The 14,495-nt window shown below is 49.0% G+C and carries 11 protein-coding genes; 3 read left to right on the top strand and 8 right to left on the bottom strand.

What is annotated here, in order from left to right; translation table 11 throughout:
• Positions 1 to 89 precede the first annotated feature (89 nt).
• The 4 genes from ACTHTA_RS06340 to ACTHTA_RS06355 form a co-directional block, all read right to left on the bottom strand.
• The gene (locus ACTHTA_RS06340) at positions 90 to 719 is read right to left on the bottom strand and encodes a YfgM family protein (RefSeq protein ID WP_440364234.1); all 630 of its coding nucleotides are present in this window, start codon (positions 717 to 719) and stop codon (positions 90 to 92) included.
• Positions 720 to 2,015, bottom strand: coding sequence for a histidine--tRNA ligase (gene hisS, locus ACTHTA_RS06345; protein ID WP_440364235.1), 1,296 nt, complete (start codon positions 2,013 to 2,015; stop codon positions 720 to 722). It abuts the gene before it with no gap.
• Between the two features lie 136 nt (positions 2,016 to 2,151).
• Positions 2,152 to 3,288, bottom strand: a complete 1,137-nt coding sequence (locus ACTHTA_RS06350) for a restriction endonuclease subunit S (protein WP_440375744.1) — start codon at positions 3,286 to 3,288, stop codon at positions 2,152 to 2,154.
• Positions 3,289 to 3,305: 17 nt separating this feature from the next.
• Positions 3,306 to 5,366 (bottom strand): HsdM family class I SAM-dependent methyltransferase, encoded by a 2,061-nt coding sequence (locus tag ACTHTA_RS06355; protein WP_440364236.1) that lies wholly within the window; start codon positions 5,364 to 5,366, stop codon positions 3,306 to 3,308.
• Positions 5,367 to 5,708: 342 nt separating this feature from the next.
• Between ACTHTA_RS06355 and ACTHTA_RS06360 the strand changes: the two genes are divergently transcribed.
• On the top strand, positions 5,709 to 6,632 hold the full coding sequence (locus ACTHTA_RS06360) for an RluA family pseudouridine synthase (protein ID WP_440364237.1): 924 nt from the start codon (positions 5,709 to 5,711) through the stop codon (positions 6,630 to 6,632).
• Between the two features lie 70 nt (positions 6,633 to 6,702).
• Here the strand turns inward: ACTHTA_RS06360 and adhP are convergent, their stop codons facing one another.
• Positions 6,703 to 7,746, bottom strand: coding sequence for an alcohol dehydrogenase AdhP (adhP, locus tag ACTHTA_RS06365; RefSeq protein ID WP_191620679.1), 1,044 nt, complete (start codon positions 7,744 to 7,746; stop codon positions 6,703 to 6,705).
• A 339-nt stretch (positions 7,747 to 8,085) separates the two neighbouring features.
• Between adhP and ACTHTA_RS06370 the strand changes: the two genes are divergently transcribed.
• Positions 8,086 to 9,567: an aldehyde dehydrogenase family protein gene (locus ACTHTA_RS06370; protein ID WP_308887732.1), complete on the top strand. Its 1,482-nt coding sequence runs from the start codon at positions 8,086 to 8,088 to the stop codon at positions 9,565 to 9,567.
• A 95-nt stretch (positions 9,568 to 9,662) separates the two neighbouring features.
• Here ACTHTA_RS06370 and ACTHTA_RS06375 read toward each other — a convergent pair whose 3' ends face one another.
• The 3 genes from ACTHTA_RS06375 to yjgA all read right to left on the bottom strand — a co-directional run bounded on the left by ACTHTA_RS06375 (position 9,663) and on the right by yjgA (position 12,953).
• Positions 9,663 to 10,598 carry a DMT family transporter gene (locus ACTHTA_RS06375; protein WP_308887730.1) on the bottom strand — a complete coding sequence of 312 codons (936 nt, stop codon included), beginning with the start codon at positions 10,596 to 10,598 and terminating at the stop codon, positions 9,663 to 9,665.
• An 18-nt stretch (positions 10,599 to 10,616) separates the two neighbouring features.
• Positions 10,617 to 12,317, bottom strand: a complete 1,701-nt coding sequence (gene recJ, locus ACTHTA_RS06380; RefSeq protein WP_440364238.1) for a single-stranded-DNA-specific exonuclease RecJ — start codon at positions 12,315 to 12,317, stop codon at positions 10,617 to 10,619.
• A gap of 102 nt (positions 12,318 to 12,419) precedes the next feature.
• Positions 12,420 to 12,953: a ribosome biogenesis factor YjgA gene (yjgA, locus tag ACTHTA_RS06385; protein ID WP_137040466.1), complete on the bottom strand. Its 534-nt coding sequence runs from the start codon at positions 12,951 to 12,953 to the stop codon at positions 12,420 to 12,422.
• 124 nt (positions 12,954 to 13,077) lie between these two features.
• On the opposite strand from yjgA, the gene pmbA reads away from it, so the two are divergent.
• Positions 13,078 to 14,409, top strand: a complete 1,332-nt coding sequence (pmbA, locus tag ACTHTA_RS06390) for a metalloprotease PmbA (RefSeq protein WP_440364239.1) — start codon at positions 13,078 to 13,080, stop codon at positions 14,407 to 14,409.
• Positions 14,410 to 14,495 lie beyond the last annotated feature (86 nt).

Below are 14,495 nucleotides of genomic sequence, written 5' to 3' on the forward strand. Positions count from 1 at the left end.
CAGGTGTTTTAAAAACACGGTTGATAAGGATAAGTCTAGGCCGTCTGAAAAGTCATTGCAACTTCAGACGGCCTTGATTTCAAACAAACTTATTTCAAGCTGTCGATTTTCATTTGCAGCAATTCGCGGCCTACTGCGGTTTGCGGCATTTTGCTCAAAGCAGTTTCGTAACTTTGTACGGCTTCTTTGGTTTTATTTTGAGCAACGTAAACATCGCCTTTGGTTTCCAACATCAAAGGCTCGAAATCAGCCTCAACCTGAGTATTCAGGGCATTGATGGCGGCATCGTATTTTTTTTGCTGCAACAGGACAACGCCCAAACGCTGCGCCGCCAAAGCTTGAACCAGCGGTGCGTTTTGATTTTTCAGCACCCAATTCAAATGACCTTCCGCCACATCATAACGGCCGGCATCAAACTCGGTCGCCGCCACCATCAACGTAGCTTGGGCTGTCGAAATGGAATCAGGATAGTTTTTTTGCAATTCGGCCAAATCGGCGTTGATGGCTTTGGGGTCGGTTTTTTGCTGTGCCTTTTCCACCATTTGCGCCAATACGGCGGCAGCTTCCTGATCTTTTGAAGCTTTTTGGCCTTGGTAAATGGTGTAACCCAAATACCCCAAAGACGCCACGATCAGCAAGGTAAAAATCCAACGGCCGATGCTTTTCCAAAAATATTTAAAGTTGTCTAACTCTTGTTGTTCTTCCAAATGGGCTGCCATTTATGCGTTCTTCCATTGTTGTAAAGTGTCTGTCAAATCAGCGGCGGCAACGGTTTGTTGTTCGTGTTTGCCCTGCATATCTTTCAGGGTAACCGTACCGTTTGCCAGCTCATCCTGAGCCACAATCAGGGCAAAGCGTGCGCCACTGTTGTCTGCTTTTTTCATTTGCGCTTTCAGGCTCTGATAGCCGGAATGCTGCATCACATTGAAACCTTGAGCGCGCAAGGCTTGCGCGTATTTCATCACCTGCAAATCCGCACCTTCGCCTTGGTGCATTGCATAGACATCAGGCGCAGCGTTCACTTCCAGCGAGCCGTATTCGCTCACCAAAAGCAGCAGTCGCTCAATACCCATTGCAAAACCGATAGACGGCGCAGGTTTGCCGCCAAGCTCTTCAATCAAACCATCGTAACGGCCGCCACCGCACACAGTCGCCTGCGCACCGAGTTTGTCGGTCGTCCACTCAAAAACCGTCTGATTGTAGTAATCCAAACCACGGACCAAGCGCGGATTTTCAATGTATTGAATACCCAAACCGTCCAACATCGCCTTGAAGCGTGCATAGTGGTTTTGCGAAGCCTCGCCCAAGTAATCCACCAAACGCGGCGCCGCATTGCAGATTTCCTGCAAATCAGGGTTTTTCGTATCCAAAACGCGCAAAGGATTGGTTTTCAGACGGCGTTTGCTGTCTTCATCCAGTTGCGCCTCATAGCGGGTCAAATATTCAACCAATGCTGCACGGTGTGCCGCGCGTTCCTCACGGTTGCCCAAGCTGTTGATTTCCAAAGTCAGGTATTCGCGAATACCCAATTTTTCCCATAAGTCCGCAGACATCGCGATGATTTCCGCATCGGTATCCGGCCCTTCAAAACCCAAAGCCTCGATACCGACCTGATGGAACTGACGATAACGGCCTTTTTGCGGACGCTCGCGGCGGAACATCGGCCCCATATACCACAGCTTTTGCGGGCTATTGTACAGAAGATTGTGTTCGACCACCGCACGCAGACAAGAAGCCGTACCTTCAGGACGCAGGCTCAAACTCAAAGAATCGTTTGAATCGGAGAAGGTGTACATTTCCTTGCCGACCACATCGGTTTCCTCGCCGATGGAACGGACAAACAAACCGGTTTGCTCGACAATCGGCGTACGGATTTGCTGATAGCCGTAAGCGCGTGTCCAACGGCCGACCGTATCTTCAAACGCCTGCCAAAACGCAGCCGTCAGTTTGAAATCTTTTTGTTCGACAGGTAAAAGGTCGTTCATACCTTTTACAGATTGAATTTTTTGTGCCATTTCAATATGGGATAAGCGAAAATCAAATAGTTGGGCATTATAGCTGATTTTTAAGGGTTTGTGAGGTTGGGAACAAATCAAAAGGCCGTCTGAAAATCGGTTTTCGCATTCAGACGGCCTTCGGTTTTAAACAGGTTTACCTTGCTGTTACCGTTTTGGTGGCGGCGATTTTTTCATCGGCATAGTGCACCACATCTTTGATGACTTGTTTTTGTACGGCGGAAATCAGGGTTTGCATATAGCCATAGTCGGGCTTGCCGTTTTTAGATGGCAGGAAAACAGTATCTGTTTGAATTTTCTTATTGCTGATACTGTCTCCCCAAGAATATTTATGACCTAAATTCCGTTCAATACAGGAAATGATGCACAATTGATTTAGCTTGCTGGCTTCTTCCTTTTCCTTCAAATATAAACATAAATTATGACTGTCGTTAGAATAAAAATCTTCTGCCTGATAGGTAACAACAAATGTCTTTCCACCAATAAAAATACAGTTACCCTTATCTATCAGATTTTCTCTGTGGGAAATATAAGAGCTAACTGCGTTATTTTCTCGGCTTGCTGACAAATAAGGCGTATTACCACTGTTTGGTGTTACATCGCGAGAAAGGATATTGTTTGTATTTTTCACCGTAAATAAATCCACAACCTTATATTCGATGAACGTGATTTCTCTATTTTCCAACGCTGCTAATGCTCGCTCTTCTTCCGTCGTCAGCGTGTAGTCTTTCAGCCCTGCGGCTGAAAGGTAGGCTTCCAGCTCGGCGGAACGCCGAGCTTCCAGCTCGGCGGAACGCCGAGCTTCCAGCTCGGCCACGAAATTTTCCATAAAGTCAAGGTGTAAATTGCCATTTTGAACTGGGAGTTGGCATTTGACATTTTTTAGTTCGGATACTTTGAAACTTGAGCTTCCCCATGAAAACGAACTGAACGCCTTAGACATTACAGGCAGGATAAATTGGGCATTTCTTCCGTTGAATTTCCTGAATTTGGCTTTCATAATTTTGATTTTATCACCCGTAAAATACGGTTTCTTTTGATAAAACATAGTTGCCGTATCTTGTCCGAAAGAAATTGTATTCCCATCGTTTAAAAATTCAGGCGATTCGTCGATAAATCCTTTTATACCGTTATTCAAAGCTGTTCGAACAACATACGGATACTGCCCTGCCTCCAATACTTGGACTTTGTTAGCATCAAAGCGTTTTTTAGACGTATGAAATTCAAACAAATCCCCAATCAAAAATTCCCCCCACTCGACCGCTTCCAACATCTCGGTCAAGCGGGTATCTACTTTCCCAGCGTGTTGTTCTGTCCGCTTCCACGTTTTAACAAGTTGGAAACTTCCCAAGCCAAATAATCGCTGACGGTTTTTTTGAAGTCGTCTAGCGTCGGTTTGGTGTCTATCGGAGCGGTTTGGTTCCAGTCTGCGCCGTTTTTTGGGTCGATGGTGCCTTCGTAGTATTCTTTTTCGCTGAATATGTTAAGTTTCTTTTTGCCGAAACGCACCAGTTGCACCAGTTCTTCATAGCGTCCGCGCGCATTGCCCGTGTCTTTCAAATTGTTGCTGGCTTTTTTGCGGTTGGTGCGGGTGTAGCCGTCGTCTGAAAAGTCGATAAATTTAACAGTTTCGTCTTTCTCATGCGGTTCACCTACTTTGAAAACATAAATATTGGTTTGCACGCTGGATTTACCAATAAATAAATCAAGAGGCATTTTTATGCTAGCAAGCAGAGTATTGTTTTGCAGAATCCGCCTGTTAATTTCTCGGGCTTTTCCTGAACCTGCGGAATTTTGGATAATGATGGCGGCGTAGCCTTTTTCCATCATGTTCAATGCACGTTCAACAAAGTTCATGCCGTTGCCGTTGGCAGAATACGGAGGATTAAGGATAAAGGCATCAGCGGGGAATTTATGGTCGGTTTTACCGAAGCCGTATTTGCCGTCAAAATCGGTCAGTGAGTCTTTGTTTAAGATATTGGAGCTGCCGTCGCCCATCAGAATCATATTCAAAATGGCAAGCATATAGACGCTGGAAAGCAACTCCAAACCCAAAAGCTGTTCAGCTTTGATTTGGGCTTCTTTTTCTCGTAGTTCTTGTGGGGAATCTATGCTGTTTTTAGCATCTATCAGCATTTCATTCATGGCAGCAACCAACAGCCCGGCTGAACCTGTGGCGAAGTCCCAAACATAGGAATCTTTATTAACGCGTGCAAGTTTGGCAAGTAATGTGGCGACATAAGACGGGGTCAGCACCACGTCGTTGAGCTTATCTTGAGTAAAGCCCAGCCATGAGTACATTTCGTTAAAGAGCTTACCGGTAAAATCGGTAGTCAGCCCGATTTTGTAGTAGATGCCCAAGTCATCGACAATTTTGGTAAAGACACGTTTTAATTGGGTTTCGCCGCTGTGAACTTTGTTGATGTTTTCGGTCAGAAGGGTATTGGATAATGTGCGTAAAATCATCTCTTTCTTTTCTTTGGGTAGTGCTTTTTCTTCCAAGAAAGACTCGATTTTACGCACAAGAATGTCGCCGTCGCGCCAGCCGCGTTCGTTTGATGATTTGAGGTCGGATTTTTCCAGCGGCGCAACTTTTCCGGGTATGCCGATGGTAGCGATGATGGCGGCAGCGACGAGATAGACGCGGTCGTTTTCGCCTAAGCCTTTTTCGTTTTGGTAGATGTCGTTGTTGAGCTTGGTCAGGCTGGCATCGATTTCTTTTTCACGCTTTTCTTTGAGCCTGTCCAATTCTTCGGGCGTTAGTGAGAGTTCTTCGACTTGGCTGATGAAATCTTCAAAGTGTTCTGCTGCTAGAAATGAAAAGTCATTAAAATCGCCGACACGTTGCCCTACGCCTAAATTGCTTTTAGACACATAATACACGCCGATTTCATAACGAATTTCTCCATGCTCGTCTTTGTAGCCCGTCATGCCGACGGCGATGATGTCGGTGTAACTGGTATGGTGCAGTACGGCATTGGCGTAATGTACCGCGCCGTTTACGGCATAGCCGTTGATGTTTTTGAAAATTGGCTCATTTTTGGCGTTGCGGTTTTCGACATTACCATCCTTATCGAGTTTTTCCAGTTTGTCTTTATGACCTTTATATTCGATAAGCACGGGGTAGTAACGCCCGTTTTTACTGCTTTGTAGCAATAGCTTCACATCGGGACGGTTTCCGCCAATGCCGCCGTTTTTGGAATAATAATCGTCTAAGGCTTTGTCGATTTCAGTATTGAGACTTGCTTGTTCAAGTCTGTAATCGAGCTTATAGGATTTCAGCCAGCCGTTGGCAAGGTCAGCGATATTGGGTTCAATGGATTTGTTGGATTTTTTGCTTGCTTGGGTCATTGGTTTTATCCGACATATGAAATGTGTAAACAACCGCTATGATAATATACTCGCCCCTTTCATGCTTGATTTATTCCTACTAAAGTCGTTTGAAAACCATCCTCAAAATTTTCAAACAACCTTTAACTTGAATAGTTAATCTGTTTGCAATATCAAATCCGGAAAAGATGTCGTTCCTATTCTTCCTGAAAAAATACAGTTTTCCTACTTTACAACAGGTTGTCCTTTATAAAAGATAGATTTCCATCTACAACGAAAATCATGATAAAAAGTGCAATATCGCGTCAATAGCAATCAAAAGGCCGTCTGAAAAAATCCTAAAAACCGAGTACAATCCGCCGCATGAAAAAACGTACCAATCCCCTACCCCTTTTAGACGGTGTCAAACCCAGCTACTTGGTTTTGCCGCATGAAAAGCAGTTTTACGACTTGCCGCTGCTGCATTTTCTATGCTCCCATTTTCCCTTTGTCGGCGAAGAAAACTGGCGGCGGCGACTGAACAGCGGTTTTGTGGTGGGCGCGGATGGCGTACCGTTTGATGAGAATACCTTGTTCGAACCCGGCAAGACGATGTTTTATTACCGTGAAACCAGCCGTGAGAGCGAGCCGCGTATTCCGTTTGAAGAAAAGATTTTGCATATTGACGAGCATTTGATTGTGGTGGACAAACCGCATTTTCTGCCCGTCATCCCCAGCGGCAGGTTTTTGCGGGAAACCCTGCTCACGCACCTGCGTTTGCGGCCTGAATTGCAGCATTTGAATGTTGAAGACATTACGCCGATTCATCGCTTGGACAAAGATACGGCAGGCGTTATGCTGCTTTCGCTCAACCCTGCCACGCGTCGTGATTATCAGACCATGTTCCAAGAAAAAACCGTACAAAAAACCTATGAAGCGGTGGCGCCGACGCGGACGGATTTGGACTATCCGCTGGATATTTCGTCACGAATGGAACGAGGCGAAAAATTCTTTCTCACGCGGGAAACGGAAGGCGAACCCAACGCCCACACAACCATCGAACTTATCGAAAACCGCGGCGCATTCAGCCTCTACCGCCTCACGCCGCATACCGGAAAAAAACACCAGCTCCGCGTGCATATGATGAGTTTGAACATGCCGCTGATGAACGATGCGCTTTACCCTACCCCATTGGCAGCCGGTGATGAAGACTACGATAAACCTTTAAAACTTCTGGCCAAAAGAATAGAGTTTACCGATCCTATCAGCGGAGAAATCCGCGTATTTGAAAGCGACTTTACGCTTTAAGTTATCCAATCCAATAAAAAAAGGCCGTCTGAAATTGTTCAGACGGCCTTTTTATCACGGAATCATTTGATTAGTGATGAATGCAGCTGCACTCTTTGTTCATATCAATCACCATACGACCGGTAATTTTACCTTCGCGCATTTCTTGGAAGATGGCAGGCGCTTCATCCAAAGCACGCAATTCAACTTTAGGCACAACCAAACCTTCTGCGCCGAATTGGAAGGCTTCTTCCAAGTCTTTGCGCGTACCGACCAGCGAGCCGACCACTTCGATGCCGTCCAAGACCAGACGCGGGATGGACAGGTCCATAGATTCGGGCGGCAGACCGATGGCAACGACGCGGCCGCCTGCACGGACGCAGTCCACAGCGGAGTTGAACGCGGCGGCGGATACGGCGGTAACAACGGCTGCGTGTGCGCCGCCGGTTTTTTCTTGGATCACTTTGGCAGCGTCTTCTTTGGCGGCGTTGATGACTAAATCAGCGCCGCTTTCTTTAGCGAATGCCAGTTTTTCATCGTTGATGTCGATGGCGACAACGTGTGCGCCGAATACTTTTTTCGCGTATTGGACACCCAAGTTGCCCAAACCGCCTGCACCGTAAATCGCAATCCATTGACCCGGACGAACACCGGAAACTTTAATCGCTTTATAAGTGGTCACACCGGCACAAGTAATGCTCGAAGCTTGCGCAGGATCCAAGCCTTCAGGGACTTTGACCGCGTAATCGGCACTCACGATACAGTGGGTCGCCATACCGCCGTCGGCAGTATAGCCTGCGTTCAATACGGAACGGCACAAGGTTTCGCGGCCGGTATTACAGTATTCGCAAGAACCGCAGCTTTGGAACAGCCATGCAATGCTGACACGGTCGCCAACTTTCAGATTTTTCACACCGTCGGCAACTTCTTTAACCAAACCGATGCCTTCGTGTCCCAACACGCGACCCGGTTTGTCGCCGTAATCGCCTGCCGCAACGTGCAAGTCGGTGTGGCACACGCCGCAATACTCGACTTCCACCAACGCCTCACCGTATTCCAGCGGACGCAGTTCGCGTTCAACAACTTCTACATCACCTGCTACATCTTTATTTACTACCACAGCATGCATTTTCATGAGAAAGTCTCCTAGGGTGTTGAAAAACTGTTTAGCTGTGAATGAGAATACTCCCCATATCCGAAGACGTCAACCCATAATCTTTTTTAAAACAATAGGTTATGATGTTATACCATAACAAAATCTATTTAACCCGTATAAATCTTTAAATATATTAACAAATGCACTTTCATTTCAATAAAATCCTTTATTTTCAGACGGCCTGCTACATAAGACAACATTGCAAATGTAAATTTTGAGAATATTCTCATTTTTAGTACTTGAACTTAAAAAGAAAAAAGCATAAGCTGTTTTTCATGGTGTGAAACACCTATTCCCATTCATTAAGGAGACAGCATTATGGCAAAAGATTTAAATGTGTTTGATAAAGAATACGGCCTTTTGATCAACGGCGAATGGACAAAAGGTAGCGAAGGCAAACTTTTATCCTCTTACAACCCTGCCAATGGCGATGAGTTGGCCAAGTTCACAGACGCAACCGATGCCGATGTCGATGCTGCTGTAGCCACTGCGCAAGAAGCGTTCAAAACATGGCGTAAAACCACGACTGCCGAACGCGCGGCCATTTTGAACAAAATCGCCGATGTGATTGATGAAAACGCCGAATTGTTCGCCCTGCAAGAAACCTTGGACAACGGCAAACCCATCCGCGAAACCCGCGCTGCCGACGTGCCTTTGGCCTCCGACCATTTCCGCTATTTCGCCAGCGTGATCCGCGGCGAAGAAGGCACTGCGACCCAACTTGATGCCGAAGACTTATCCATCGTTCTGCGCGAACCGATCGGCGTAGTCGGCCAAATCATTCCTTGGAACTTCCCATTCTTGATGGCCGCATGGAAAATCGCTCCGGCATTGGCCGCAGGTTGTACCATCGTCATCCACCCTTCTTCCAGCACTTCATTGAGCCTGTTGTCCCTTGCTCAAAAAATCAACCACTTGCTGCCTAAAGGCGTGTTGAACGTGATTACCGGCCGCGGTTCCAAATCCGGCGAATACATGCTGCACCACAAAGGCTTCAACAAACTGGCCTTTACCGGTTCAACCGAAGTCGGCCGCCGCGTCGGCATCGCCGCCGCCGAATTGCTGATTCCGTCCACTTTGGAATTGGGCGGCAAATCTGCCAACATCTTCTTCGACGATATGCCTTTCGACAAAGCCCTCGAAGGCGCGCAAAAAGGTATTTTGTTCAACCAAGGCCAAGTATGCTGCGCCGGTTCGCGCATTTTTGTACAAGAAGGCATTTACGACAAATTCGTCAACGCCTTGGCGGAAGAGTTCAAAAAAATCAAAGTCGGCCTGCCTTGGGAAGACGATACCCAAATGGGTTCGCAAGTCAACGCCGGTCAGCTTGAGACCATTTTGAAATACGTCAAAATCGGCGAACAGGAAGGCTGCCGCATCATCACCGGCGGTAAAAAAATCGAAGGCGAATTGGGCAAAGGCGAATTTGTCGAGCCTACTTTGATTGAAGCCAGCAGCAACGAAGCCCGTGTTGCCCAAGAAGAAATCTTCGGCCCGGTTGCCACCGTGATTAAATTCAAAACCGAAGAAGAAGTCATCAAAATGGCCAACAACAGCGAATACGGCTTGGGCGGCGCAGTGTGGAGTACCGACATCAACCGCTGCCTGCGTGTTTCCAACGCATTGGAAACCGGCCGCGTTTGGGTAAACTGCTACAACCGCCTGCCTGCCGGCGCGCCGTTTGGCGGCTACAAAACTTCGGGTATCGGCCGCGAAACCCACAAAATGATGCTCGCCGCCTACACCCAAGTGAAAAACATCTACATCAGCACCCGTGAAGAACGCGAAGGCTTCTATTGATTCGCCGTTTCACAGTAATCTGATTTAGAAAATATAAAGGCCGTCTGAAACCTGTTTCAGACGGCCTTGCTTTATTCTGTTTCGCAATAAATGCTTCATATCTTTCTCAAAAAAAGCCCCATTACTTTCTCTCCGGCCACAGCCAGCAAGGCTCCGGCCACAACCACCATGGCACCCACATAGCTGACAATATTCATATCCGAAGCGGCAAAATAATCGGGGGCGAGATGATGGCCTATGGTGGAAAATATCATGGTAAATATCGGTATCAACGTGGTGACGATACTGACTTTTGAAGCGTCCCAATGATTGAGCGCTTCACCGAATGAACCATAGCCGATCAGCGTGTTCAGGCAGCAATAGATAAAGCAGCCCCATAAAAACGGATTGCCGATATGGGCGATTTGCGACGGTTCGGCAAACGGCAGGAAAACAAAGCTACTGCAAAAATAAATCATGAGCAGGATTTGTTGCGAATTGAAATGTTTGGACAAAAGTTTTTGCGCCACGCCGTAGCACACCCAAATCATGCTGCCAGAAGCCGCTATCATCACGCCGACCGCGTAGCTGCCCAAGCTGAAAAGTTCACCGAATTTGTCGTTGAAAAACATGACCAAACCCGTCAGCAAAAGCATCAAGCCGATTTTTTGCCAGTGCGTAAAGGCTTCTTTAAACACGCCTACGCCGACCAAAATCATGGTAAAGGGTGAGAGCTGCCACAACACCTGCGTGGTGGTCGGCGAAATATAGTGCAAACCCAGGGCAACGAGAACGAAGTTGGCGGAAATGCCGATAATGCCCAGCACCAATAAAAACAAGGTCTGCCTGGAAAATTCAGACGGTCTCGGCAACTTGCCGGTCAGCCCCAACAACGCAAACAACACCAGCGAAGCCACTAAAAAGCGCACCCACACTAAAGTGGGTGCATCGACGGCTTTTAATGCCTGTTGGGCGATAACTGGCAGCGAGCCCCAAGTCATGGTGGCAAGCAGCGCCAATGAAAAGCCGAGCCAAGGTTTTTGTTTCTTCATTATTCAGACGGCCTTTGCTTACGCGGCTTCCCAGTAGTCGATATAAAGCTGCAATTCGAGATTATTCCGCCATTCGTTGGCAACGGGGCGGTACACCGTGCGGATATATTCGGGAATGTCTTCGCTGCAACGCCAGAACATGGCTTCAAATTCGTAGCCGTCTTTTTGCAGCCAGACTTTTTTGTGTTTGCCTTCCGCGCCCAAAGGCTGCTGGCGGATGACGTGAAATTCGTCGGTAAAACTCGGCGGCGCGAAGCCCTGCCCCCAAACGTGTCGGGCAAGGTTCTGCGCCTGTTCCAGCGTAATGTCGCGGGCAGGCAGGCTGCCGTCGGTGATGAAGGTTTGCGACAAATCGTCTTCGCACACCATCTCACGCACGGCTTCTTCAAAGGCCGTCTGAAACGCGCGAATATTGTGTTCAAGTATGCTCAAACCTGCCGCCATTGCGTGTCCGCCAAATTTCAAAATCAAATCGGGATGGCGTTTTGACACCAAATCCAAAGCATCACGCAGGTGCAAATTGGGAATGGAGCGTCCCGAACCGCGCACTTCGCCGTTGTCGGCAGGCGCAAACACAATGGTAGGACGATAAAAACGGTCTTTGAGGCGGCTGGCAACAATACCGACCACGCCTTGATGGAAGTCGTCGCGATACGCCACCAAAGTCGTCTGACCTGAAGGCAGGGTTTCAGGGAAATCATTCAGCACGTCTTGTAGCATGGATTGCTCGATTTCGCGGCGCTCGATATTGAGGTCGTTTAACTGCGCCGCCAGTTCCTGCGCCTCGGCATCATCTCGCGCCAACAGACAGGCAATACCGACCGACATATCGTCCAGCCGTCCGGCCGCATTGATGCGCGGTCCCAACGCAAAGCCCATATCAAACGGCTGAGCCTTGCGCCAATCCCGTCGCGCCACTTCAAACAAGGCACGGATACCGGGGCGCATTTTGCCCAAACGCATCCGTTTCAAACCTTGAGACACGAGGATACGGTTGTTGTGGTCTAGAGTAACGACATCGGCGACGGTACCGAGTGCGACCAAATCCAAAAGGTCGCCCAGATTCGGCTCTTTCAGGCCGTCTGAAAAATAATTGCGGCGGCGCAGTTCGGCGCGCAAAGCCATCAATACATAAAAAATCACGCCCACGCCCGCCAAGCTTTTACTTTGGAAACCGCAGCCTTTTTGGTTCGGATTGACGATGATGCAGTCGGGTACGGTTTCGGCAGGCAGATGGTGGTCGGTCACAATTACATCCAAACCCAATTCCTGCGCACGCGCCACGCCTGCAATGCTGGCGATACCGTTATCCACCGTCACCAACAAATCCACACCTTGCTCTGCCGCGATTTCAGCCAGCTCGGGTGTTAAGCCGTAGCCGTGTTCAAAACGGTTGGGCACAAGGAAATCCACTTTCGCCCCCATCGCCGCCAAACCGCTCATACCGACGGAACACGCCGTCGCACCGTCGGCATCGTAGTCGGCGACAATCAAGATTTTTTCCTGACGCTCAATCGCATCCGCCAGACGGCCGGCGGCGGCTTCGCAGTTTGTCAGCGTTTGATACGGCAACAGCGCAGCAAGTTTGTCGTCCAACTCGGCCGGACTTTGCACATCACGCGCAGCACACAGCCGCGCAATCAAAGGATCGGTACCGGCAGTGAGCAAGTCGTTAAAAACAGTCGGATTAATAGAACGTGTTTGGATTTTGACGGACATGGTGTGTGGGATTAAATAGAGAAAAATTAATATTTTTGAAGCGTTTATTTTAAGGAGGAGGCCGTCTGAAACCTGCAATCCGTTTTCAGACGGCCTTAAGGTTTATTCCTCCCAATCCTGCCCTTCTTCTGAAGCATCGGATTGACCGGCCTCCATCACTGCTTTAATTTCTTGGAACAGCGCGCGGAAGTTTTTCGGCGGTTTGTTTTGTTCCTGCTCTTTTTTGGTGTTGCGGATCAAGGTACGCAATTTGCCGGCGTCGGCTTGCGGAAAATCGGCCATAAATTGGGTAATCGCGCCATCGTCTGCCAATAGTCGGGTACGCGCCTGCTCGACGCGTTGCAAAAAGGCATTGTGCGCCGTATTGTCGCCGCGCAGTTTGGCCAAGAAGGCTTCGATGGGTGCAGGGTCGGTATCGCGCATCAGGCGGCCGATAAATTGGGCTTGGCGTTTGAGTGCGCTGTTAGACGTGATTTTTTTATAGGTGGCAATTGCCTCGAACAGGTCTTCGTCCAAGCCGATTTTTTTCAATGTATCGCTGGAGAGCTTGGTCAATTCCATACCCAAAGCCTGCAAATCGTTCATCTGCTTTTTCATTTGGGTTTTGCTGACCCATTCGTCTTCTTGTTCAAACATTGTGTTTCCCTGATTTTCTGAATCTGCCTATTTTATCAGTTTTCAGACGGCCTTTCCGTGCGATTTTTGCAGAGGCCGTCTGAAACGGTTAAAATGCCGCAAAACCCTGTCAGGAAACCTTTTTATGCTGTTTAACCACACACCGGACGAGCTGTTGCGCTTGTGCGGACACACGCTGGATTTGGCCAAACAATCCGGCGCCACCTCGGCCGAAGCCGATTTCAGCGAGTCGCTCGGCCAAAGCGTCAGCGTGCGCTTGGGCGGAATCGAACAAATCGAGTTCCAACAAGATAAATCGTTAGACATTACGGTCTATGTCGGCCAACGCAAAGGCCGCGCCAGCACTGCCGACTTCTCCGAACGCGCCCTGCAAGATACGGTCAAAGCCGCCATCGATATTGCACGCTATACCGCCGAAGACGATTGCGCCGGCCTTGCCGATGCTGCCTTGATGGCAACCCATATCGGCGACCTCGACCGCTACCACGAATGGGATTTGAGTACCGAATCCGCCATTGATTTGGCCAAACAATGCGAACAGGCCGCTCTGTCAACGGACGAACGCATTGAAAATTCCGAAGGCGCATCGGTTCATACCGGCCATTACCAATACGTCTACGGCAACACCCACGGCTTTGCCGCACACCAGCAAAGCACGCACCACAGCATTTCTTGCAGCGTGGTCGCCAGCGACGAACACGGCATGCAGCGCGACTATTGGTACGATTCTTCCTGCCGTCACGAAGACATGGACGCGCCCGAGCTCAGCGGTAAAACCGCAGCCGAACGGACTTTACGCCGTCTGAACAGCCACAGCGTCCCAACCGGCAGCTATCCCGTACTGTTTGACACCACTGTCGCCGTCGGCTTAATCGGCCACCTTATCGGCGCACTCAGCGGCGGCGCGCTTTACCGTCAAAGCAGCTTCCTGATTGACAGCATCGGCAAACAGGTGCTGCCCGAGTTTCTCAGCCTGCGTGAAGAACCGCATATCCTGCGCTCGTTCCGCAGCACTTATTTCGATGCCGAAGGCGTGGCCACGCAGCCGCGTTTTGTGGTGAAAGACGGCATCATCGAAGGCTATTTCCTCAGCAGTTACAGCGCGAAAAAACTCGGCATGCAGACAACGGGCAACGCCGGCGGCGCGCACAATCTGTATCTGAACCACACCCACGCCACGCAGGCCGACCTGTTGAAAGAAATGGGAACAGGTTTGCTGGTTACCGAATTGATGGGACAAGGCGTCAACGGCATTACCGGCGACTACTCGCGCGGCGCGGCCGGTTTTTGGGTGGAAAACGGCGTCATTGCCTATCCGGTTCAGGAAATCACCATTGCCGGACGTTTGCAGGATATGTACCGCGACATCATCGGCGTGGCAGACGACGCATTACGCCGTTCGTCCAACCAAATCGGCTCCATCTTGGTTTCCAAAATGACGGTTGCCGGCAACTGATTGAACTAAACATACAAAAGGCCGTCTGAAAGATATCTTTTCTTTTCAGACGGCCTCGCCGTTACCTACTTCCATAAAAAACACAT

This window comes from Neisseria sp. P0013.S005, from assembly GCF_051958425.1.
In the GTDB taxonomy this organism is placed as follows: domain Bacteria; phylum Pseudomonadota; class Gammaproteobacteria; order Burkholderiales; family Neisseriaceae; genus Neisseria; species Neisseria subflava.

Bases quoted from the DNA above. Each gene is read 5' to 3' on its own strand.
- ACTHTA_RS06340 (WP_440364234.1), bottom strand. From the start codon at position 719: ATGGCAGCCCATTTGGAAGAACAACAAGAGTTAGACAACTTTAAATAT.
- hisS (WP_440364235.1), bottom strand. From the start codon at position 2,015: ATGGCACAAAAAATTCAATCTGTAAAAGGTATGAACGACCTTTTACCT.
- ACTHTA_RS06350 (WP_440375744.1), bottom strand. From the start codon at position 3,288: ATGTTGGAAGCGGTCGAGTGGGGGGAATTTTTGATTGGGGATTTGTTT.
- ACTHTA_RS06355 (WP_440364236.1), bottom strand. From the start codon at position 5,366: ATGACCCAAGCAAGCAAAAAATCCAACAAATCCATTGAACCCAATATC.
- ACTHTA_RS06360 (WP_440364237.1), top strand. From the start codon at position 5,709: ATGAAAAAACGTACCAATCCCCTACCCCTTTTAGACGGTGTCAAACCC.
- adhP (WP_191620679.1), bottom strand. From the start codon at position 7,746: ATGAAAATGCATGCTGTGGTAGTAAATAAAGATGTAGCAGGTGATGTA.
- ACTHTA_RS06370 (WP_308887732.1), top strand. From the start codon at position 8,086: ATGGCAAAAGATTTAAATGTGTTTGATAAAGAATACGGCCTTTTGATC.
- ACTHTA_RS06375 (WP_308887730.1), bottom strand. From the start codon at position 10,598: ATGAAGAAACAAAAACCTTGGCTCGGCTTTTCATTGGCGCTGCTTGCC.
- recJ (WP_440364238.1), bottom strand. From the start codon at position 12,317: ATGTCCGTCAAAATCCAAACACGTTCTATTAATCCGACTGTTTTTAAC.
- yjgA (WP_137040466.1), bottom strand. From the start codon at position 12,953: ATGTTTGAACAAGAAGACGAATGGGTCAGCAAAACCCAAATGAAAAAG.
- pmbA (WP_440364239.1), top strand. From the start codon at position 13,078: ATGCTGTTTAACCACACACCGGACGAGCTGTTGCGCTTGTGCGGACAC.